Here is a 20,780-nt window from a genome sequence, read left to right on the forward strand (position 1 = left end):
TGCCACGGTGGGCGCGCCAAATCTTGAGGTATACAATGCGCGCCATCGTGATTTCGCTCAAAACAGGTGCGTCATGCAGCCCTTCGCTATTGCTCCGTCGATTCTCTCTGCCGACTTCGCCCGCCTGGGCGAGGAAGTGGACAACGTTCTGGCCGCCGGGGCCGACATCGTGCACTTCGATGTCATGGACAACCACTACGTGCCCAACCTGACCATCGGCCCGATGGTCTGCGCGGCGCTGCGCAAGTACGGCGTCACCGCGCCGATCGACGCGCATTTGATGGTCAGCCCGGTGGACCGCATCGTTGGTGACTTCATCGAAGCCGGCGCTACCTACATCACTTTCCACCCTGAAGCCACGCAGCACATTGACCGCTCCCTGCAATTGATCCGCGAAGGCGGTTGCAAGGCCGGCCTGGTGTTCAACCCGGCGACGCCCCTGGACGTGCTCAAGTACGTGATGGACAAGGTCGACATGATCCTGCTGATGAGCGTCAACCCTGGCTTCGGCGGGCAGAAGTTCATCCCGGGCACGCTCGACAAACTGCGCGAAGCCCGTGCGTTGATCGATGCCTCGGGGCGTGATATCCGCCTGGAAATCGACGGCGGCGTGAACGTGGGCAACATTCGCGAAATCGCCGCTGCCGGCGCCGATACCTTTGTCGCAGGCTCGGCGATCTTCAATGCGCCGGACTACAAAGAGGTGATTGAAAAGATGCGTGCCGAACTGGCCCTGGCCCGCCCATGAGCGGCTTCGAGCAGCTGTTTCCCGGCACCTTGCCGCGCCTGGTGATGTTCGACCTCGATGGCACATTGATCGATTCGCTTCCAGATCTCGCGGCCGCCGTAGACCACATGCTGCTCGCGCTCGGACGTCCAGCCGCTGGCCTTGACGCGGTGCGCCAGTGGGTTGGCAACGGCACTCCCACACTGGTGCGCCGAGCCCTGGCCAATCACATCGATGCCCAAGGTGTCGATGACGCCGAGGCCGAGCGGGCGTTGGCATTGTTCAACGAGGCCTACGAAGGCAGCCACGAATTGACCGTGGTCTACCCCGGTGTACGCTCCACCCTCAAGTGGCTGCAGAAGCAAGGCGTGGAAATGGCGCTGATTACCAATAAGCCGGAACGCTTTGTCGCGCCTTTGCTGGATCAGATGAAGATTGGTCGCTATTTTCGCTGGATCATCGGTGGCGACACCTTGCCGCAGAGAAAACCCGATCCGGCGGCGCTGTTTTTTGTCATGAAAATGGCGAATATCCCAGCCTCGCAATCGTTGTTTGTCGGTGACTCGGTCATCGACGTGCAAGCGGCAAAAGCAGCGGGCGTAAAATGTGTAGGGTTGAGCTATGGATACAACCCTGGACGGCCCATCGCAGAAGAGTGTCCTGCTCTAGTCATCGACGATTTGCGCCTGTTAATTCCCGGTTGCCTGGACCCGGCCGCTGAGATAACGTTGCCCGACGCTGTTCAATCCTCTTCTGGAAACGCCATCGTGGTGGTCACTCGCAAACTCTGGATGAAAGTCATGAAGGCCCTGGCCCGCTGGCGTTGGCGCGCCTGACCTGATCCCGGCCGGTTATCCGGCGCGTTTGCATACCTGACTGTCAGCTCCTCTTGCCACGAGGCACCCCATGAACCGCGAAGAATTCCTGCGTCTAGCCGCTGCCGGCTACAACCGCATCCCCCTTGCCTGTGAAACCCTGGCTGACTTCGACACGCCGCTGTCGATCTACCTCAAGTTGGCCGACCAGCCCAACTCCTACTTGCTCGAATCGGTGCAGGGCGGCGAGAAATGGGGCCGTTATTCCATCATCGGCCTGCCGTGCCGCACGGTGCTGCGGGTCCATGACCATCGCGTCAGCGTGACCCACGACGGTGTCGAAATCGAAAGCCTCGAAGTTGAAGACCCGCTGGCGTTCGTCGAAACCTTCAAGGCCCGCTACAACGTGCCGACCATTCCCGGCCTGCCGCGCTTCAACGGTGGCCTGGTGGGGTATTTCGGCTACGACTGCGTGCGTTACGTGGAAAAACGCCTGGGCACCTGCCCGAACCCCGATCCGCTGGGCGTGCCGGATATTTTGCTGATGGTGTCCGACGCGGTCGTCGTTTTCGACAACCTCGCCGGCAAGATGCACGCCATCGTCCTGGCCGATCCGTCCCAGGAAGATGCCTACGAGCAAGGCCAACAAAGCCTGCAAGCACTGCTGGAAAAGTTACGTCAGCCGATCGCTCCGCGTCCCGGCCTGGACTTCAGCAAGCAGTCGGCGACCGACCCGGTGTTTCGTTCCAGTTTCACCCAGGACGATTACGAACGGGCCGTCGATACCATCAAGGAGTACATCCTCGCGGGTGACTGCATGCAGGTCGTGCCGTCGCAACGGATGTCCATTGACTTCAAGGCGGCGCCGATCGATCTCTATCGGGCGCTGCGCTGTTTCAACCCGACGCCCTACATGTACTTCTTCAACTTCGGCGACTTCCATGTCGTGGGCAGTTCGCCGGAAGTGCTGGTGCGTGTCGAAGACAACCTGATCACCGTACGGCCGATCGCCGGCACTCGCCCCCGTGGCGCTACGGAGGAAGCTGACCGGGCCTTGGAAGAGGATCTGCTGTCGGACGACAAGGAAATCGCCGAGCACCTGATGCTGATTGACCTGGGGCGCAACGACACCGGGCGGGTCTCGGAAATCGGCTCGGTGAAGCTCACCGAGAAGATGGTCATCGAGCGCTATTCCAACGTGATGCACATCGTCTCCAACGTCACCGGCCAGTTGAAGGCCGGGCTGACGGCGATGGACGCCTTGCGGGCGATCCTGCCGGCGGGCACTTTGTCTGGCGCGCCGAAAATCCGCGCGATGGAAATCATCGACGAGCTGGAGCCGGTCAAGCGGGGCGTGTACGGCGGGGCCGTGGGTTACTTCGCCTGGAACGGCAATATGGACACTGCCATTGCCATTCGCACTGCCGTCATCAAGAACGGTGAACTGCACGTACAGGCCGGCGGCGGTATCGTCGCTGACTCGGTGCCGGCGCTGGAGTGGGAGGAAACCCTGAACAAGCGCCGGGCCATGTTCCGCGCCGTGGCGCTGGCCGAGCAGACTTCGAACGATTGAAAACCCTTCAACAACTCGATCAGTGCGTGGGAGCGAGCTTGCTCGCGATGAGGCCGTCATATTCAACCAACCAGTTGACTGACAGTCCGCTATCGCGAGCAAGCTCGCTCCCACAGGTTTTCTCGATCAGAAGTCCAGGCTGACGCCCAGGCTTACCCCTTGCTGGGTCATGTCATCATCCTTGCGCAGTGTATAACCACCCCGTAGCGCCAAGTCGTTGGTCAACTTGTGGCTGACCCCCAGGCTCAGGCGATTGAGGTGACTCTGTGGCGTGTAGCCTTGCAGTGTGAAATCGTTGGCCGGCAGGCTGTTGAGGGCAATGTTGACCTTTTGCGTGTCGTCTTCGTACTCGCGTTCGTGGGCATACTCGCCAAATACCTGGGTCTGGCGGGTGATGTTGTATTTGCCCTGCAAGCCAAGGCCCAGGCGTTTCGAGTCGCGGGTCTGGTCATCGAAGGTCAGGGCCGTGGAGCGGTTGCTCTTTTCCGAGTAACCGTCGACTTCCACCTTCGCATAGTCAGCGCTGATAAACGGCGAGAGGTGCCATTCGCTGCCCGGCTGGGCAATGTCGTAGCCCACCCGCGTGCTGAATGCCCAGAGATGGCCGTCGGTGTCGCCTTTCTCTTGCGCCTCGTTGACGCCCAGGTCGAACTTGCGCTCCAGATTGTCGTAGTCGAGCTTGCCGCCAGTCAGTGCCGCATCGGCCCACCAGCGGTTTTGCTGGAACTGGACGAAAGCGGTCGCCAGGTAGCTATTGAGTTTGTACTTCGAATCGTTGTGGCCTGCGTCCATGTCCTGGCGGTAGAGGCCGGCGGCGACACCTACGCGCCACGCGTCGCTGAGGCGATAGCTGCCGCCAATGTTCAGGCTGTAGCCACTGCCATCGGCGCTGGCGCCGCTGTCCTGGCTGTCCATGTCCAGATGCTGGCCGCCGCCTGCGACAATAGCTCGCCACTGGCCGACGGCCTGCCAGTTCTCCCAGTCCGATTGCCACTGGCTGCGTAACTCGTCCTGGTGAGCGCGCAGGGTCGAGTGGGCCATTTCCGGCAGCAACGTCAGTTCCCAGGGCGCCGCGAGCAGGGAATAGGCATAGTCGGCGATCAGTTTCTGCCCGGCTTCGGTCGGATGGACCGCGTCGTTGTAGATCAGCTTGGTGGGATCAGGCGTGGCGCTGTTGATGCCGTAGGTGGCGTTTTCGGTGCAGCCGTTGCCGCTGAAGCAGGTCGCGGTGAGGTTCTCACCGGTGGCGAGGCCAAATCTTGCCGGGTCGGCGAAGCTTTCCTTCAGCAAAAGCGGAATGTTCAATGGAATGATTTCAGCGTCGATGCCTTGCAGTCGCGTGATCAGCTGTTGGTTGAACTGGTTGCCCAGTTGCGAAAAGGCGTCTTGCAAAGGACCGCCGTTGAGTGCCGGGGTCAGGCCCAGGTCGGGCAACAACCAGACCATCACATAGCGGGCACCGGCCGTTTGCAGCACCTGGACGCTGTCGGCCAGGCGGTCCGCGGCGGCGTTCGCTTGTTCGGGGGTCAGCACCCGACCTTGTAGGAAGTCGTTGCCACCACCGGAAAGGTAATACAGCGCATTCGGATCGGCGCGCAGGCCATTGGACTGCAGGTAGCCAGGACGGCTGCGCTCGCCGGTGTCGGACACGCCGGTAATCGATTCGAGGATCTGGTCGGTGCGATAACCGCCCACCGCCCAGTTGTTGCCGTCCGCCAGCCCCTGGTCGGCGCGGACCGCCGAAGTGGAAGCGGCGGTCTCGTCGGCGGAATAACCCAGGCGCCCACCGAGCAACTGGGTGGAGTTGGCGGAGTAGGCCTCGCCGCTGCCGTCGGTATAGATCGGACCGGTTCGGTTGGTGTAACGCTCGGTCGAGCCGGGCGGACCATTCGGGTCGGCGAACTGGCCTGCGTCGTTGAGGCTGTCGCCGAACACGATGAACTTGGAATAAGGGTTGGGGGCGGCGCTCGCCTGGGTGCAGGCCATCGCCAGCAGGCAAGCGGCAATCGGTACGAACAACGTCTTCTTTATCATGGGAAAGTCCGTTTTTATCTTATTTTTGTTAGAAAACGAAACGACAGTACCAAAAACTTTCGGCGTTTTGCCATCCATCTTGAACGTCGCGATTGTTTCAAGGCTCTTCGGGATCGCTCATATTGCGTGCTCCGCCCAGCTAAGCTACTGTGCCGGGACGTATGAACGAGACTTTCCCTGTGTCGATTGTCAGCAAACTTCTGGATCAAATGATCAAGGCACACGCCCGCTGGCGTTGGCGCGCCTGAACATTCTCCGCCGGCTTCGCCGGACCTGTACCGATTTGCCTTCTTTACCCGCTTGTAGAGCCGCTTCGCAGGGGCATCACTTGCCTCGCCAAGCGCAGCAGCGTGCGGGTCATTCTCTGAAGGCTGTATTTAAAGTCAGTGAATTCAATAGGTTGCTTACGCCATGTTGCTGATGATCGATAACTACGACTCTTTTACCTACAACGTTGTGCAGTACCTCGGCGAGCTGGGCTCCGAGGTCAAGGTCGTGCGCAACGACGAATTGACCATCGCCGAAATCGAAGCCCTCAAGCCTGAGCGCATCGTGGTTTCGCCCGGCCCGTGCACGCCGACCGAAGCGGGTATTTCCATCGACGCCATCAAGTATTTCGCCGGCAAGCTGCCGATCCTCGGTGTCTGCCTGGGGCACCAGTCGATCGGCCAAGCGTTCGGCGGCGACGTGGTACGCGCCCGACAAGTCATGCACGGTAAGACTAGCCCGGTATTCCACGAGGACAAGGGCGTGTTCGAGGGGCTGAATCATCCGCTTACCGTAACCCGCTACCATTCCCTGGTGGTCAAGCGCGAAACTCTGCCCGACTGTCTGGAGCTGACGGCCTGGACCCAGTTTGAAGATGGCTCGGTCGATGAAATCATGGGCCTGCGCCACAAGACGCTGAATATCGAGGGTGTGCAATTTCATCCCGAGTCTATTCTCACCGAACAGGGCCACGAACTGTTCGCCAACTTCCTCAAACAAACCGGCGGTACGCGCTAAGGACTTTTCATGGATATCAAGACAGCCCTGAGCCGTATCGTCGGCCATCTCGACCTGAGCACCGACGAGATGCGCGAGGTGATGCGCGAAATCATGACCGGCCAATGCACGGATGCGCAGATCGGCGCGTTCATGATGGCCATGCGCATGAAGAGTGAGAGCATCGATGAAATCGTGGGTGCGGTTTCGGCGATGCGTGAGCTGGCGGACAAGGTCGAACTCAAGACGCTGGACGGTGTGGTGGATGTGGTCGGCACCGGTGGTGACGGCGCCAATATCTTCAACGTTTCCACGGCCTCGTCGTTTGTCGTCGCGGCAGCCGGTTGCACCGTTGCCAAACACGGCAATCGGGCAGTTTCCGGCAAGAGCGGCAGTGCCGATCTGCTGGAGGCAGCGGGCATTTACCTGAACCTGACGCCGGTCCAGGTGGCACGCTGTATCGATAACGTCGGCATCGGTTTCATGTTTGCCCAGACCCACCATAGCGCCATGAAACACGCCGCCGCGCCGCGCCGCGAGCTGGGGCTGCGTACGCTGTTCAACATGCTCGGCCCGCTTACGAATCCGGCCGGCGTGAAACATCAGGTAGTCGGTGTGTTCAGCCAGGCGTTGTGCCGGCCATTGGCTGAAGTCTTGCAACGCCTGGGCAGCAAGCACGTGCTGGTGGTCCATTCGAAGGATGGACTGGATGAGTTCAGCCTGGCGGCGCCTACATTCGTGGCCGAGCTAAAAAATGATCAGATCAGCGAGTATTGGGTCGAACCTGAAGACCTCGGTATGAAGAGCCAGAGCCTGCACGGGCTGGCAGTCGACGGCCCGGCCCAATCGCTGGAGCTGATTCGTGATGCCCTGGGGCGTCGCAAGACCGAGAATGGCCAGAAAGCCGCTGAGATGATCGTGCTCAATGCCGGTGCCGCGTTGTACGCCGCCGACCACGCCAGCAGCCTCAAGCAAGGCGTGGAGCTGGCCCATGATGCGCTGCACACTGGGCTGGCCAGGGAAAAGCTCGAAGAGTTGGGTGCATTTACCGCCGTATTCAAAGTGGAGAACGAAGGATGAGCGTGCCAACGGTTCTGGAAAACATTCTGGCTCGCAAGGCCCAGGAAGTGGCCGAGCGCAGCGCTCGGGTCAGTCTGGCCGAGCTGGAAAGCCTGGCGCGTTCAGCGGATGCGCCGCGCGGCTTTGCCCAGGCTCTGATCGATCAGGCCAAGAAAAAACAGCCGGCGGTGATTGCTGAAATCAAGAAGGCATCCCCCAGCAAGGGCGTGATTCGTGAACACTTCGTCCCGGCCGAGATCGCGCGAAGCTACGAGAAGGGCGGCGCGACCTGCCTCTCGGTGCTGACCGACGTCGACTTTTTTCAAGGCGCTGACGACTACCTGAAACAGGCGCGGGCGGCATGCAAGCTGCCAGTGATCCGCAAGGATTTCATGATCGACCCGTACCAGATCGTCGAGGCGCGTGCGCTGGGCGCCGATTGCGTGCTGTTGATCGTTTCCGCCTTGGACGACGTGAAAATGGCCGAGCTGGCGGCCGTAGCCAAAAGCGTCGGGCTGGATGTCCTGGTGGAAGTCCACGACGGTGACGAGTTGGAACGAGCCCTGAAAACCCTCGATACCAAACTGGTCGGCGTGAACAATCGCAACCTGCACACTTTTGAAGTGAGCCTGGAAACCACTCTGGACCTGTTGCCACGCATTCCGCGCGATCGCCTGGTCATCACCGAAAGCGGCATTCTCAATCGGGCCGATGTCGAGCTGATGGAAGTCAGCGATGTGTATTCGTTCCTGGTGGGCGAAGCGTTCATGCGCGCCGAAAACCCGGGCGTGGAATTGCAGCGACTGTTCTTTCCTGAACGAGGCCTGCCGGTGAGCGGCTCGACGCTGGACTGATCCATGTCGCCTGTGATCTCCCTGGCCGTCGAAGCTGGCCTGCAAGCCGAACAAGATCTGTTGGCCAGCATCTGCGTGGGCGACGCTGAGTTCGGCCTGCTGTTCTGGCAACCCAACGACCGTGCGCTGGTCATGCCGCGCCGTTTGAGTCGCCTACCGGGGTTTGAATACGCCTGTGAAGTATCGGCCGCTCATGGCTGGCCTGTCTTGTTGCGTGAAACAGGTGGCGAACCGGTGCCGCAGTCGGTCGCTACGGTCAATATCGCCCTGGTCTACGCACCACCGCGCAGCGAAGGTGACCACGGACGTATCGAAACCGGCTATCGCCGGTTGTGCGATCCCATCTGTCAGCTGTTGGACGAGTTGGGCGGGGTGGCTTCGCTAGGAGAGGTGGAAGGGGCTTTTTGTGACGGGCGCTTCAACGTCAACCTCGACGGCCGGAAAATGGTGGGCACCGCTCAGCGCTGGCGCCAGAGCAAAGGGGGGCAACGTCCGGTGGGGCTGGTTCATGGCGCGTTTTTGCTGGAGAACGAGCGCGAGTCCTTGGTCGCGGCAGTCAATCGCTTCAATGAGGCTTGTGGCCTGGAGCCGCGAGTGCGAGCCGAGAGCCATATTGCCCTGCATGAAAAATTTCCGGCGCCTCACGCGCTTGAGCGGCTCGACGCTTTGTACCGGGAGATGCTGATCAAGCTGCTGGGCGCCTAACGCGTTCCGAACACCACCATGGTCTTGCCTTTGACACTGACCAGGTTGCGCTCTTCCAGATCCTTGAGAACGCGACCGACCATTTCCCGCGAACAACCGACAATCCGACCAATCTCTTGGCGGGTCACCTTGATCTGCATGCCGTCCGGGTGGGTCATGGCATCAGGCTGCTTGCACAGTTCCAACAGGCAGCGTGCGACACGTCCAGTGACGTCGAAAAATGCGAGATCGCCGACCTTGCGGGTGGTATTGCGCAGACGCTGTGCGATTTGTCCGCTGAGTACGTAAAGAATATCCGGGTCTTGCAGGGACAGTTCTCGGAATTTGGCGTAGCTGATTTCCGCAACTTCACATTCAATCTTGGTCCGCACCCAGGCACTGCGTTCCTGTTCCTTGCCCGCCTGTTCGAATAACCCCAGCTCGCCAAAAAAATCCCCGGAGTTGAGATAGGCGATGATCATTTCCCGACCGTCGTCATCTTCTATGAGGATAGTGACCGACCCTTTGATGATGAAAAACAACGTCTCGGAACGATCTCCTGCACAAATGATGTTGTGTTTGGCTGGATAGCGGCGGCGCTGGCAATGCATCAAGAGTTTGTCGAGATTCTTGATCTTGAACGTGGGAGTAATGGCAACCATGGTTGTATCCCGAAAGACTGCGCAGTGATGGTTTTGTTTTTTTATAGACGCGAATGGCTATCGCTAAAAGCTGGCCATGCGCCAGCGAGTTGGCGTATGGCCAGCTTAACAGAGGCGTCCTTAATTGATTTGAGAATTTACCTACGTGCTGTCAGGTCAGGTCCCCCAAGACGGAGAGCGGTCATGGCGGAGCGCTGTGCTAAGCTGGCGACCCTTTTTTAACAGTGGAGTCTTGGCGATGAAGGCACGCATCCAATGGGCTGGCGAAGCCATGTTCCTCGGTGAGTCAGGCAGTGGTCATGTGGTCGTCATGGACGGCCCGCCAGAGGCCGGTGGGCGGAACCTGGGGGTTCGGCCGATGGAGATGCTCCTGCTGGGCGTGGGCGGTTGCAGTAACTTCGACGTGGTCAGCATTCTCAAAAAGTCCCGCCAGGCCGTCGAAAGCTGCGAAGCTTTCCTGGAGGCAGAGCGCGCCACTGAAGACCCCAAAGTGTTTACCAAGATCCACATGCACTTCGTGGTGAAGGGGCGAGCCCTGAAGGAAGCCCAGGTCAAGCGCGCCATTGAGCTGTCCGCCGAGAAGTACTGCTCGGCTTCGATCATGCTCGGCGCCGCGGGGGTCGAAATCACCCACGATTATGAAATTATCGAGTTGGGTTGAGTCGATAGCCGACGGGCCGTATTGAAGTTTTCGAAAATTAAAAAGGCGACTTCCCTTGGGGGAGTCGCCTTTTTAATTTCCGGGGGAATGAGCTGGTCAGTCCCCAATTGCCGTCAAATCCGATAAGTGCTCTTGGTCATGACCTTGGCCAGCAGGCTCATGCCGAACTTGACCGGGGCCGGAAAACGGAAGCCACCGGCCTCAAGTGCACTCTCGGCGTGGTGTTCCTCATCCACGCGCATCTGCTCAAGGATCGCCCGGGATTTTTCATCCTCGGCGGGCAGTTGTTCGAGATGTTCATTCAAATGCTTGCACACTTGATGCTCGGTCGCCGCAACGAAACCGAGGCTGACTTTGTCGCTGATCAGCCCGGCAACGGCCCCGATCCCGAATGACATGCCATAGAACAGCGGGTTCAGGACGCTGGTATGGCTGCCCAATTGGCGAATCCGTTGTTCACACCAGACCAGATGGTCGATTTCTTCCTCGGCGGCATGCTCCATTGCTTCGCGCACTTGCGGTAGCTTCGCTGTCAGCGCCTGGCCCTGATACAGCGCCTGGGCACAGACTTCGCCGGTGTGGTTGATACGCATCAGTCCGGCGACGTGGCGGGTTTGCTCGTCACTCAGTTGCGCGTTTGGCTGTACGATAGCCGGTGATGGGCGGTACGGCTGGCCACTGAAGGGCAGCAGGGTGCGCATCGCGGTGTCGGCTTGCAGCAGCAGACGGTCAATCGGCGAGTAGTGACGTTGGGTAGTCATGCTTACCTCCGGGAAAAATCACAGCGGCCAGTTTAACCCAATCGACCGCCGAAGATTTGCGTTGGGTCAGGTGTCTCAGCCCGGTGGCCAGTTCATCTGGCGCTGCCCCAGCACATGCATATGAATGTGATAGACCGTTTGCCCGCCCAGTTCATTGCAATTCATCACCACACGAAAACCTTCTTCACAGCCCAATTCAAGTGCCAGGCGCTGAGCAGTGAACAAAATGTGTCCAGCCAGGCCTTTGTCTTCCTCGGCCAGGTCATTGAGGGTGCGAATCGGCTTTTTCGGTATGACCAAAAAATGTACAGGCGCTTGCGGGGCGATGTCGTGGAAGGCCAGTACCTGGTCATCCTCGTAAATGATCTTCGCCGGAATTTCCCGGTTGATGATCTTGGTGAACAGAGTATCCACAGCTGTTTTCTCCATTGGGTTCGTCGAGGTCGGGGGGCGTGAAGGCTCCGATTGAGGCGACTGATAGTTCAACTTGAAGGGATCAGCGCGGGCAATAAGCCTTGTTGATCATGCCGGCGATGGTTCGGACTAGCCATCGCGAGCCCAGGCGCGGCAGTGCGGCCAGCCAGCGGTTGCGGCGTCCGGGAATGATGATGGCGCGGTTGCGGTCCAGCGCGCGCACGGCGTACAGGGCCACTTCTTCGGGGCTCATCAGTAACTTGCTGTCGATGAGCTTCTGTTCGTCCATCTGCGCCCTGGAAAAGAAGCCGGTCCGGGTCGGACCAGGGCAAAGCACCGAGACCTTGATCGCGCATTTCTTCAGCTCGACCCGCAGGGCTTCGGAGAAGTGCAGCACATAGGCCTTGCTGGCGTAATAGGTACTCATCCAGGGGCCGGGCTGGAACGCGGCGATCGAGGCGACGTTGAGGATCTGCCCGCCGCCAAGCAGTGCCATGCTGTTACCGATGGCATGACAAAGCCGTGTCAGGGCGAGGATGTTCACTTCGATCAGGTCCTGCTCGGTCATCCAGTCCTGGCCCAGGAACGGCCCGCTGGTGCCGATGCCTGCGCAATTGACCAGCAGGTCGATCTGCCGCTCGCCTTCCTCCAGTTCCAGGAGAAAGCCTGAAAGCCTCAACGGTTCGCTCAGGTCACAAGCCCGGAACAATACCTCCACGCCAAACCGCTGAGTCAGTTCGATTGCAATACTTTCCAGCCGATCACGCTGTCGAGCCACCAGTATCAGGTTGCGGCCGCGCCGGGCCAGCGCTTCAGCCATGGCCAGGCCAATGCCGCTGGAAGCGCCAGTGATCAGTGCGTAACGGGTCATGCAGTTCTCCATCGCAACAGCCCGCCGCCAGTTGACTGGGCTGTCACCGGCATGAAGCGCGCTTATTGTTCCTCTTCTTCCTCATAGTCTACAGAAGGCGAGGCGGGCTCGGCTGCCTCGGCAGCTGGTTCTTCGGCGGTTTCGTTGCTGGACTCGCTGCTTTCATAGCTGCTCAGGCTGCTGCTGTCGTAGTCCTCCTGAAGAGCCCCGAAGATGCCGGCAAAGGTAGCCAGGAAAATCAAGACGATCATCACCAGCCAGAGCGAGGCCAGCAATTTGACCGCAGTGGTATTGCGCGGCGGTGGCGGACCATACTGGTTTGCACCGGTATGGCCTGGGGCGATGATGAGGATGAACGGGAAGATGCTGCCCACGAATGGAACGAGGTTGATCAGCCACAACCACCCCGACCAGCCGAGGTCATGCAGGCGCTGGACGTTGAACTGGATGCTCACGAAGGCAAAGGCAAGTACAACGGCTGCGCCGAGCAGGCCGCCGACAATCAGTGCAGCTATCGAGTTGGAAGCCAGCAGCCAGGCCGTGGCTAACCAGAAGCCCAGGCCGACCAAGGGCAACATGGCCAAGGTCAACACCATGGTCCAGGCCAGGTAGCGCAAACGCCCGATACGCCCATCGAAGCTGAAGGGTTTTAGGGTGCTGTACTCGGCGAGCGCTTCACCCACTTCGGCGCGGGGAGGCGCGTACGGCGAGACGGGGTCGACGATCGACTCTGGATGGCGTCCCCCCGGCTGTTGCGGCGACTCCTGTACTTCGCCAAGGCTCAGTTGGAGGGCGGCGGGTTCGGCTTCGATCCGGGCGTCGATTCCACTCTTATTGAGCGCTTCCAGGTACTGCTGGGCTTCGCTCTGGGACAGGTTGCTTTTAAGGGCAACCTTGCGCCCGGTGAACAGCCGTTCAATGGCGCTGATGTCGCTTTTGAACAGTTCGGCGAGGTTGAGTTTGGCGGTGGTGGTATCGACGCCCGGCATCAGGCCGCCGTCGAATACGATGTTGAAACGGGTTTCGCTCATGCCCGGCATCCTTGTCTCTAGAAGTTGAATAGTTGTTTTGTTCAGGCTGATTCAGCGGGGCCATTGCCCGCCAAGCTGCGCCGCCCGTGCTTGTGCCTGACGGTATTCTTCATCCAGGCGTGCCACCAACTGATCGATGCTGGGCAAATCATCGATTTCACCCACGCCCTGGCCCGCGGACCATACGGTTTTCCAGGCCTTGGCTTCATCGTTCAGCGGTTTGAGTTTCGAGCCAAAATCCACCTCGCCCTTGTTCTGCAGAGCGGCCAGATCGAAACCGGCCTTCTCCAGGCTCTGGCGCATGAAACTGGCCGGCACTCCGGATACAGCGGGAGTATGCACGATGTCTGCGGCTCTGGATGTGAGCAACATCTCTTTATAAGCTTCAGGGGCGTGGCTTTCGCTCGTAGCGATAAAGCGTGTACCGAAGTAGGCCAGATCGGCGCCGAGCAATTGTGCAGCCAGAATCTGGTGACCGTGGTTCAGGCATCCTGCAAGCAGTAAGGTCTTATCAAAAAACTGCCGGATCTCGGCAATCAATGAGAACGGGCTCCAGGTCCCGGCGTGCCCGCCTGCACCGGCGGCAACGGCGATCAAGCCATCGACACCGGCTTCGGCGGCTTTCTCGGCATGACGCCGGGTCGTCACGTCATGGAACACCAGCCCACCATAAGCATGGACGGCATCCACCAACTCCTTCACCGCGCCCAGGCTGGTGATGACAATCGGCACCTTGTGTTCGATGCAGATGGCCAGGTCGGCTTGAAGCCGCGGGTTGCTGTGATGGACGATCAGGTTCACAGCGTAGGGTGCCGGATTTTCCAGGGTCGCCAGGCCTGCTTCGATTTCCGCCAACCAGGCCTTGAAGCCACTGCTTTCGCGCTGGTTCAACGCCGGAAAACTACCGACGATGCCGTTACGGCAGCAGGCCAGCACCAGTTGTGGATTGGAAATCAGGAACATTGGCGCTGCCACGACGGGCAGGCGCAAACGTTGTTCAAGCAGAGCGGGCAACGACATCGCAAGTACCCCGGATAATGGACGCTGATTGGAGATTAGAACGGTCGGACGACAACCAGAATTACGATAGCCAGCAATATCAGAACCGGCACTTCATTGAACCAGCGATAAAAGACATGGCTGCGGGTGTTTTCGCCACGGGCGAAGCGCTTTACCTGGGCGCCGCACATATGGTGGTAACCGATCAGCAGCACGACCAGGGTCAGCTTGGCGTGCATCCAGCCACCTTGGGTGAAGTAGGCGCCAGCGTTGAGGCTGAGCAGCCAGATGCCGAATACCAGGGTGGCAATCATCGCCGGGCCCATGATGCCGCGATACAACTTGCGCTCCATGACGCTGAAACGTTCTTTGCTGACGCTGTCCTCGCTTTGGGCGTGATAGACAAACAGGCGAGGCAGGTAGAACAGGCCGGCGAACCAGCAGACCATGCTGACGATGTGAAGTGCTTTGAGCCACAGATAGAGCATTTTTAGTTATTCCCAGGATTCACGGTAGCCCGATAGTAGAGGTTAGAGCGTCCGCACGTCACCTTGGCGGTTGTCGCCGGGCCCTGCGGCCCCTATCATCGACGGCTTTCCAGTGGGTTCGTTGAGGGCAGGTTTATGGTCAAGGTCGGTATCGTCGGCGGCACGGGGTACACCGGTGTCGAACTGCTGCGTCTGTTGGCACAGCATCCGCAAGCTGAGGTGGTAGTCATCACTTCCCGATCCGAGGCCGGCCTGGCCGTCGCCGACATGTACCCGAACCTGCGAGGCCATTACGACGGCCTGGCGTTCAGCGTTCCGGACATCAAGACCCTTGGCGCCTGCGATGTGGTGTTCTTCGCCACGCCCCACGGTGTTGCCCACGCCCTGGCGGGTGAACTGCTGGCTGCCGGGACCAAGGTCATCGACCTGTCGGCGGACTTCCGCCTGCAGGACGCCGATGAATGGGCCAAGTGGTACGGTCAACCTCACGGCGCGCCGGATCTGCTCGACGAGGCGGTCTATGGCTTGCCGGAAGTCAATCGCGAGAAAATCAAGCAGGCCCGACTGATCGCGGTACCGGGTTGCTATCCGACGGCAACTCAGCTGGGGTTCCTGCCGTTGCTTGAGGCCGGTCTTGCCGATGCTTCGCGTCTGATTGCCGACTGCAAGTCCGGTGTCAGCGGTGCCGGGCGTGGCGCCAGTGTCGGTTCGCTTTACTCCGAGACGTCGGAAAGCATGAAGGCGTACGCGGTCAAGGGGCATCGCCATCTGCCGGAGATTCGCCAGGGGCTGCGCCGGGCCGCGGGCAAGGAGGTCGGCCTGACCTTCGTGCCCCACCTGACGCCGATGATTCGTGGCATCCACTCCACTCTTTATGCAACCGTTGTCGATCGTTCAGTGGATCTGCAGGCGTTGTTTGAAAAGCGTTACGCCAACGAACCGTTCGTCGACGTAATGCCGGCCGGCAGCCACCCGGAAACTCGCAGCGTGCGCGGTGCGAACGTTTGCCGGATCGCCGTGCATCGTCCGCAGGACGGTGATCTGGTGGTGGTGTTGTCGGTCATCGATAACCTGGTCAAGGGCGCCTCCGGCCAGGCGGTGCAGAACCTGAACATTCTGTTCGGGCTGGATGAGCGCCTGGGGCTGTCCCATGCGGGGATGTTGCCGTAACGGCAGTTAGAAGCTGCAAGCTTTAAGCTACAAGTTTGCAGCCTTTAACTTGTAGCTTGCTGCTCTTCAAATAGTTGACCGATTTTGTAGGAGAAGCGGATAATGCCCGCCATCACGCATTATGGCGGCGTAAGCGCCGGGAGATATTCAGCATGAGCGTCGAAACCTTCACCCCCACGGCTTTGCAATTCACCCACGGTGCCGCGCACAAGGTGAAGAGCCTGGTCGATGAAGAGGGCAATGATCGTTTGAAGCTGCGCGTATTTGTTACGGGTGGCGGTTGTTCCGGCTTCCAGTATGGCTTCACTTTCGATGAGGAAGTGGCCGAAGACGACACCATCGTCGAGCGCGAAGGTGTCAGCCTGGTGGTCGATCCGATGAGCTTCCAGTACCTGGCAGGTGCCGAGGTGGATTACCAGGAAGGCTTGGAAGGCTCGCGGTTCGTGATCAAGAACCCTAACGCGACCACGACCTGTGGGTGCGGTTCTTCGTTCTCGATCTGAGACGGCTCCAAAAAAAACGCCGCAGTGCCTTACGGCCCTGCGGCTTTTTTTGTCCGTCATTATTGGATTCAGGCCGGGTAGATGGCGCCGAGCACGCGCAGCCCGCGTGCGCCGGTGACACTTGGGCGGTTACCTGGAATACCCTCAAGGCAACAATGGGCAAGCCAGGCGAAAGCCATGGCTTCAACCCAATCCGGGTCTACGCCGTACACCGCCGTACTGCTGACTTTGGCATCCGGCAGCAGGTCAGCCAGGCGCTTCATCAGCGCCTGGTTGTGCGCGCCGCCGCCACAGACCAGCAACTCTTGGGTATTGGACTGGGCATGTTGAAGGGATTCGACGATGGTCAGGGCAGTCAGTTCGAGCAGCGTCGCCTGTACGTCTTCCGGGGCGAAGGTTGGCAACTGCGACAAATGCTGACTCAGCCAAGGCAGGTTGAAGACCTCACGGCCGGTACTTTTCGGCCCCTTGGTGACGAAAAAAGGATCGCTGAGCAGTGCCTTGAGCAGGGCTGGCTCGACTTTCCCGCTGGCAGCCCATTGACCGTCCCGATCGAAATGCTCGCCTCGTTGTTGGTGTATCCAGGCATCGAGCAATACGTTGCCTGGACCACAGTCGAAACCAGCTACTGGTTTTGCGGGCTCTATCAGGCTGAGATTGCTGAAACCGCCGACATTCAGCACGGCGCGATTGCCGACTCGTTCTTCGAACAGTGCTTCGTGAAATGCCGGAACCAGCGGGGCGCCTTGTCCACCGGCGGCGACGTCGCGGCTGCGGAAGTCGCTGACGACGGCGATGCCGGTCAACTCACTCAACAAGGCCGGATTGCCAATCTGTACGGTAAATCCGCGGGCGGGTTCATGGCGGATGGTCTGGCCGTGGCTGCCGACCGCCGTGATGTCCTCAGGCTTGAGTTTCTGTTCGTTGAGCAGGGTATGGATACCCTGTGCAGCCAGCTTTACCCAGCTTTGCTGGGCAATGGCGGAGCGGGCGATCTCATCGGGCCCACTGCTGCACAATCCGAGCAATTCGGCGCGCAGGACGGCGGGCATCGGAATGTAGTGCGTGGCGATCAATTTGATCGCCGGGGTCAGTTCGATCAGTGCGATGTCCAAGCCATCCAGGCTGGTCCCGGACATCACACCGATATAGAGCGCCATGCTTAGCGCTTGCTCGAGGCCAGCATGGTGGCTTTCTCTTGATCCATGCGAGCCATCAAGGGTTGGCTTTGGGCCAGGAAGCGCGCGCGCTCGGCCTTGGCGATCGGATCGGCCATCGGCAGCTTCTGGCCTAGTGGGTCGACGTGGACGCCGTTGACCTGGAACTCATAATGCAAGTGCGGTCCGGTGGACAGGCCGGTAGTGCCGATGTATCCAATAACCTGGCCTTGCTTGACAGTGCCGCCCGTCTTCACGCCTTTGGCGAAGCCCTGCATGTGGCCGTACAGCGTGCGATAGGTATTGCCGTGCTGGATGATCACGGTGTTGCCATAACCGCCACGACGCCCGGCCAGCAATACCTTGCCGTCGCCGGCGGCCTTGATTGGCGTACCACGGGGAGCGGCGTAGTCGACACCTTTATGGGCACGGATCTTGTTCAGGATCGGATGCTTGCGACCGGCGGAGAACTTCGAGCTGATACGGGCGAAATCAACCGGTGTACGGATGAAGGCCTTGCGCATGCTGTTGCCGTCGGCAGTGTAGTAGCTGCTGTTGCCTTGCTTGTTGGTGTAGCGCACTGCGGTGTACGTCTTGCCACGGTTGGTGAAGCGCGCGGAAAGAATCGGACCGTTGCCGACACTCTTGCCATTGACCACTTTTTGCTCATAGATGATGTCGAACTCGTCACCCTGGCGAATGTCCTGGGCGAAGTCGATGTCGTAGCCAAATACGCTGGCCATGTCCATGGTCAGGCTATGGGAAAGGCCGGCACGAGCAGCCGACTGGGACAATGAGCTGTTGATGACGCCATGAACGTAGGCCGAGCGAACGGTAGGCTTGGCGGTGACGCGGTTAAATACATAACCCTTGTCGTTTTTGGTCAGGGTGATGCTTTCCAGGTCGCTCAGCTTGGTGTGCAGGTTGGTCAGCTGTCCGTCTGGATTGAGTTCGAATTCGAGTTTCTGGCCGCGCTGCAGTTGAGTGAACTGCTTGGCTTGCTTGTCGCTGGCCAGGATTTCATGGACCGAAGTCGAGGGCAGGCCAACCTTTTCGAAGAGTGTGGAGAGTGTGTCGCCCTTGGCAACAACCACTTCGCGATGGTCTGGTCCCTTCTTTTCTTCTGCGACAGGCGTTTCTACCTGAGCGGCTGCCTCGGTGGTGTCTTGCGGGCTGTTTTCAATCTGCGCAAAAGGAGAAGCGGCCGGTTCGTTTGTGGCTTGAACGGCTTCGGCGGCGTCTTGTTCTTGTGTCAGTTGTTCAGCAGGGCTTTCCAGTTCAAGACTCAGAGTCGTCTTTTTGGCTTCAACATCGCTGGAGGGAAACACCAGGAGCGCCAGGCTAAGGAGGGCTGCGATGCCACTTGCGGCAAGCAGGTGGGTCTTTGGGTAAAGCGGTGGCGCTTTAGACGGTTCTGTGGTCATAGGTAATTTTGACTTTTGAAAAGATGAATTGGAAAAGATGAATGACATGATGAAGATGAAATAACTGTATAAAATATAACCAAATCCCCTGCGAAGCAAGCCCGCGGACGCTCTGTTCTGTGGATTGGCGTCCGCGCGCCGGGCAAACCTTGTATTTGGTGCGCGATCTTGTATGGTTGGGGCCCTTTGAATCTGAGCCTTACGGGTCTGTTATGAAGTCGGTTGAAGAGCAGCTAGCGCTGATCAAACGTGGTGCGGAAGAACTGTTGGTCGAGTCCGAGCTGATCGAAAAGCTCAAGCGCGGGCAGCCGCTGCGTATCAAGGCCGGTTTCGATCCAACGGCGCCCGATCTGCACCTGGGTCATACCGTGCTTATTAATAAGCTGCGCCAGTTCCAGGATCTGGGGCATCAGGTCATCTTCCTTATAGGTGACTTCACTGGGATGATCGGTGATCCAAGCGGCAAGAGTGCTACGCGCCCACCGCTGACTCGTGAGCAGGTTCTCGATAACGCCGAGACCTACAAGACTCAGGTTTTCAAGATTCTTGATCCGGCCAAGACTGAAGTGGCTTTCAACTCCACTTGGATGGATCAGATGGGGCCGGCGGATTTCATTCGCCTGACGTCTCAATACACCGTAGCTCGTATGCTCGAGCGCGATGATTTCGACAAGCGCTATAAATCCAATCAGCCAATTGCCATTCATGAGTTCCTCTACCCGCTTGTACAGGGTTATGACTCGGTCGCGTTGCGCGCGGACGTAGAGCTCGGCGGTACTGACCAGAAGTTCAACCTGTTGATGGGGCGTGAGTTGCAGCGCGGCTATGGTCAGGAGGCGCAGTGCATTCTGACCATGCCATTGCTGGAAGGTCTGGATGGCGTGAAGAAGATGTCCAAGTCGCTGGGCAACTACGTAGGTATTCAGGAAGCGCCCGGCGTCATGTACAGCAAACTGGTCTCCATTCCTGATGTGCTGATGTGGCGTTACTTCGAGTTGTTGAGCTTCCGGTCCATGGATGAGATCAATGCGTTCCGCGCCGATGTCGAGGCGGGAGCCAATCCGCGAGACATCAAGATCAAGCTGGCCGAAGAGATTGTTGCTCGCTTCCATGGTGAGGAGGCTGCTGCCAATGCTCATCGCGCGGCGGGTAATCGTATGAAGGATGGTGAGCTGCCGGATGATCTGCCGGAGATCGAGCTGACTGCTGCCGAGGATATGCCGATTGCGGCAGTCCTTAATAAAGCAGGCTTGGTCAAGAACGCTGCGGTGGCGCGAGATCTCCTGGGTTCGGGTGGTGTGCGTATAGATGGTGTGGTTGTGGATCGCACCTATATATATGAGCTGGGTTCTACTCATGTATGTCAGGCCGGCAAGAAGGCTTTTGCGCGTATTACGCTTAAATCTGAATAAAGCTGAAAATAGGGGTTGACGGCAGATTCTGGAAGTCTATAATTCGCCCCACTTCCGGCACAGTCGAAACGGAAAACTCCTTAAGATTCAACGAGTTAAGTAGGTTTCGAAAGTGTGGGGCTTCAGTTCATCGAAGCCCGGAAGGAGCAGGTAGAGCGGTGTGGTTTAGCTCTATCGGCGGTTCGATCTTCTCGGTCGAAAGCGGTGAAAAAGAGGTGTTGACAGCAGCGAGTAACGCTGTAGAATTCGCCTCCCGCTAACGAGAGATCGTAGGCGCAAGTGGTTGAAGTTGAAAAGGAAACTTTGAAAACTTCTGAAAATAACCGCTTGACAGATACACGGGGCGCTGTAGAATGCGCGCCTCGGTTGAGACGAAAGACTCAGCCAGCCGCTCTTTAACAACTGAATCAAGCAATTCGTGTGGGTGCTTGTGGAGTCAGACTGCTAGTCAACAGATTATCAGCATCACAAGTTACTCCGCGAGAAATCAAAGATGT

Annotated in this window: 21 protein-coding genes; 11 read left to right on the forward strand and 10 right to left on the reverse strand. The window is 58.9% G+C overall.

Annotation, left to right across the window (positions count from 1 at the left end; all coding sequences use genetic code 11):
* Window positions 1-73 precede the first annotated feature (73 nt).
* The 3 genes from rpe (at window position 74) to trpE (ending at window position 3,115) form a co-directional block, all read left to right on the forward strand.
* Window positions 74-748, forward strand: a complete 675-nt coding sequence (gene rpe / locus BT116_RS09050; RefSeq protein ID WP_072342494.1) for a ribulose-phosphate 3-epimerase — start codon at window positions 74-76, stop codon at window positions 746-748.
* Window positions 745-1,563 carry a phosphoglycolate phosphatase gene (locus tag BT116_RS09055; protein WP_072342496.1) on the forward strand — a complete coding sequence of 273 codons (819 nt, stop codon included), beginning with the start codon at window positions 745-747 and terminating at the stop codon, window positions 1,561-1,563. The genes rpe and BT116_RS09055 overlap by 4 nt, the downstream gene beginning before the upstream one ends.
* A 70-nt stretch (window positions 1,564-1,633) precedes the next feature.
* The gene (gene trpE / locus BT116_RS09060) at window positions 1,634-3,115 is read left to right on the forward strand and encodes an anthranilate synthase component I (protein ID WP_063324123.1); all 1,482 of its coding nucleotides are present in this window, start codon (window positions 1,634-1,636) and stop codon (window positions 3,113-3,115) included.
* A gap of 126 nt (window positions 3,116-3,241) precedes the next feature.
* On the opposite strand, the gene estP is transcribed toward trpE, so the two are convergent.
* Window positions 3,242-5,149, reverse strand: coding sequence for an esterase EstP (gene estP / locus BT116_RS09065; protein ID WP_072342499.1), 1,908 nt, complete (start codon window positions 5,147-5,149; stop codon window positions 3,242-3,244).
* Window positions 5,150-5,560: 411 nt separating this feature from the next.
* Here estP and BT116_RS09070 point away from each other — a divergent pair, with 411 nt between their 5' ends.
* The 4 genes from BT116_RS09070 to BT116_RS09085 are packed head-to-tail and all read left to right on the forward strand — an operon-like array spanning window position 5,561 to window position 8,751.
* The gene (locus tag BT116_RS09070) at window positions 5,561-6,154 is read left to right on the forward strand and encodes an aminodeoxychorismate/anthranilate synthase component II (RefSeq protein WP_063324125.1); all 594 of its coding nucleotides are present in this window, start codon (window positions 5,561-5,563) and stop codon (window positions 6,152-6,154) included.
* A gap of 9 nt (window positions 6,155-6,163) precedes the next feature.
* Entirely contained in the window at window positions 6,164-7,213 is a 1,050-nt protein-coding gene (gene trpD, locus BT116_RS09075) for an anthranilate phosphoribosyltransferase (protein WP_072342501.1), read from the forward strand.
* Entirely contained in the window at window positions 7,210-8,046 is an 837-nt protein-coding gene (gene trpC / locus BT116_RS09080; RefSeq protein WP_072342504.1) for an indole-3-glycerol phosphate synthase TrpC, read from the forward strand. The genes trpD and trpC overlap by 4 nt, the downstream gene beginning before the upstream one ends.
* 3 nt (window positions 8,047-8,049) lie before the next feature.
* A complete protein-coding gene (locus BT116_RS09085) occupies window positions 8,050-8,751 on the forward strand; it encodes a lipoate--protein ligase family protein (protein WP_072342506.1) in 702 nt (233 codons plus the stop codon).
* Here the strand turns inward: BT116_RS09085 and crp are convergent.
* The gene (gene crp, locus BT116_RS09090) at window positions 8,748-9,392 is read right to left on the reverse strand and encodes a cAMP-activated global transcriptional regulator CRP (RefSeq protein WP_060740379.1); all 645 of its coding nucleotides are present in this window, start codon (window positions 9,390-9,392) and stop codon (window positions 8,748-8,750) included. The genes BT116_RS09085 and crp overlap by 4 nt on opposite strands.
* 238 nt (window positions 9,393-9,630) lie before the next feature.
* Between crp and BT116_RS09095 the strand changes: the two genes are divergently transcribed.
* Window positions 9,631-10,053, forward strand: a complete 423-nt coding sequence (locus BT116_RS09095; RefSeq protein WP_003206127.1) for an OsmC family protein — start codon at window positions 9,631-9,633, stop codon at window positions 10,051-10,053.
* 113 nt (window positions 10,054-10,166) lie between these two features.
* Here the strand turns inward: BT116_RS09095 and coq7 are convergent, their stop codons facing one another.
* The 6 genes from coq7 to hemJ all read right to left on the reverse strand — a co-directional run bounded on the left by coq7 (window position 10,167) and on the right by hemJ (window position 14,617).
* The gene (gene coq7, locus BT116_RS09100; protein ID WP_072342507.1) at window positions 10,167-10,814 is read right to left on the reverse strand and encodes a 2-polyprenyl-3-methyl-6-methoxy-1,4-benzoquinone monooxygenase; all 648 of its coding nucleotides are present in this window, start codon (window positions 10,812-10,814) and stop codon (window positions 10,167-10,169) included.
* A gap of 75 nt (window positions 10,815-10,889) precedes the next feature.
* Complete coding sequence (locus tag BT116_RS09105) at window positions 10,890-11,228, reverse strand: histidine triad nucleotide-binding protein (protein ID WP_003206124.1); 339 nt, start codon at window positions 11,226-11,228, stop codon at window positions 10,890-10,892.
* Window positions 11,229-11,310: 82 nt separating this feature from the next.
* Window positions 11,311-12,099 carry an SDR family NAD(P)-dependent oxidoreductase gene (locus tag BT116_RS09110; protein ID WP_072342509.1) on the reverse strand — a complete coding sequence of 263 codons (789 nt, stop codon included), beginning with the start codon at window positions 12,097-12,099 and terminating at the stop codon, window positions 11,311-11,313.
* Between the two features lie 62 nt (window positions 12,100-12,161).
* Window positions 12,162-13,130 (reverse strand): DUF805 domain-containing protein, encoded by a 969-nt coding sequence (locus BT116_RS09115; RefSeq protein WP_072342512.1) that lies wholly within the window; start codon window positions 13,128-13,130, stop codon window positions 12,162-12,164.
* A 51-nt stretch (window positions 13,131-13,181) separates the two neighbouring features.
* Complete coding sequence (locus BT116_RS09120) at window positions 13,182-14,150, reverse strand: NAD(P)H-dependent flavin oxidoreductase (protein ID WP_072342514.1); 969 nt, start codon at window positions 14,148-14,150, stop codon at window positions 13,182-13,184.
* 35 nt (window positions 14,151-14,185) lie between these two features.
* A complete protein-coding gene (gene hemJ / locus BT116_RS09125; protein WP_003206117.1) occupies window positions 14,186-14,617 on the reverse strand; it encodes a protoporphyrinogen oxidase HemJ in 432 nt (143 codons plus the stop codon).
* 135 nt (window positions 14,618-14,752) lie between these two features.
* Between hemJ and argC the strand changes: the two genes are divergently transcribed.
* Both argC and erpA read left to right on the forward strand, forming a co-directional pair.
* On the forward strand, window positions 14,753-15,787 hold the full coding sequence (gene argC, locus BT116_RS09130) for an N-acetyl-gamma-glutamyl-phosphate reductase (RefSeq protein ID WP_003206116.1): 1,035 nt from the start codon (window positions 14,753-14,755) through the stop codon (window positions 15,785-15,787).
* A gap of 152 nt (window positions 15,788-15,939) precedes the next feature.
* Window positions 15,940-16,290, forward strand: coding sequence for an iron-sulfur cluster insertion protein ErpA (erpA, locus tag BT116_RS09135; RefSeq protein ID WP_003177727.1), 351 nt, complete (start codon window positions 15,940-15,942; stop codon window positions 16,288-16,290).
* A gap of 68 nt (window positions 16,291-16,358) precedes the next feature.
* Here the strand turns inward: erpA and BT116_RS09140 are convergent, their stop codons facing one another.
* The gene (locus BT116_RS09140; RefSeq protein WP_072342517.1) at window positions 16,359-17,450 is read right to left on the reverse strand and encodes an anhydro-N-acetylmuramic acid kinase; all 1,092 of its coding nucleotides are present in this window, start codon (window positions 17,448-17,450) and stop codon (window positions 16,359-16,361) included.
* Between the two features lie 2 nt (window positions 17,451-17,452).
* Window positions 17,453-18,871, reverse strand: coding sequence for a peptidoglycan DD-metalloendopeptidase family protein (locus tag BT116_RS09145; protein WP_072342520.1), 1,419 nt, complete (start codon window positions 18,869-18,871; stop codon window positions 17,453-17,455).
* A gap of 212 nt (window positions 18,872-19,083) precedes the next feature.
* On the opposite strand from BT116_RS09145, the gene tyrS reads away from it, so the two are divergent.
* Window positions 19,084-20,283 (forward strand): tyrosine--tRNA ligase, encoded by a 1,200-nt coding sequence (gene tyrS / locus BT116_RS09150; RefSeq protein WP_072342523.1) that lies wholly within the window; start codon window positions 19,084-19,086, stop codon window positions 20,281-20,283.
* Window positions 20,284-20,780 lie beyond the last annotated feature (497 nt).

The organism is Pseudomonas sp. NFACC16-2 (assembly GCF_900119205.1).
In the GTDB taxonomy this organism is placed as follows: Bacteria; Pseudomonadota; Gammaproteobacteria; order Pseudomonadales; family Pseudomonadaceae; genus Aquipseudomonas; species Aquipseudomonas fluorescens_Q.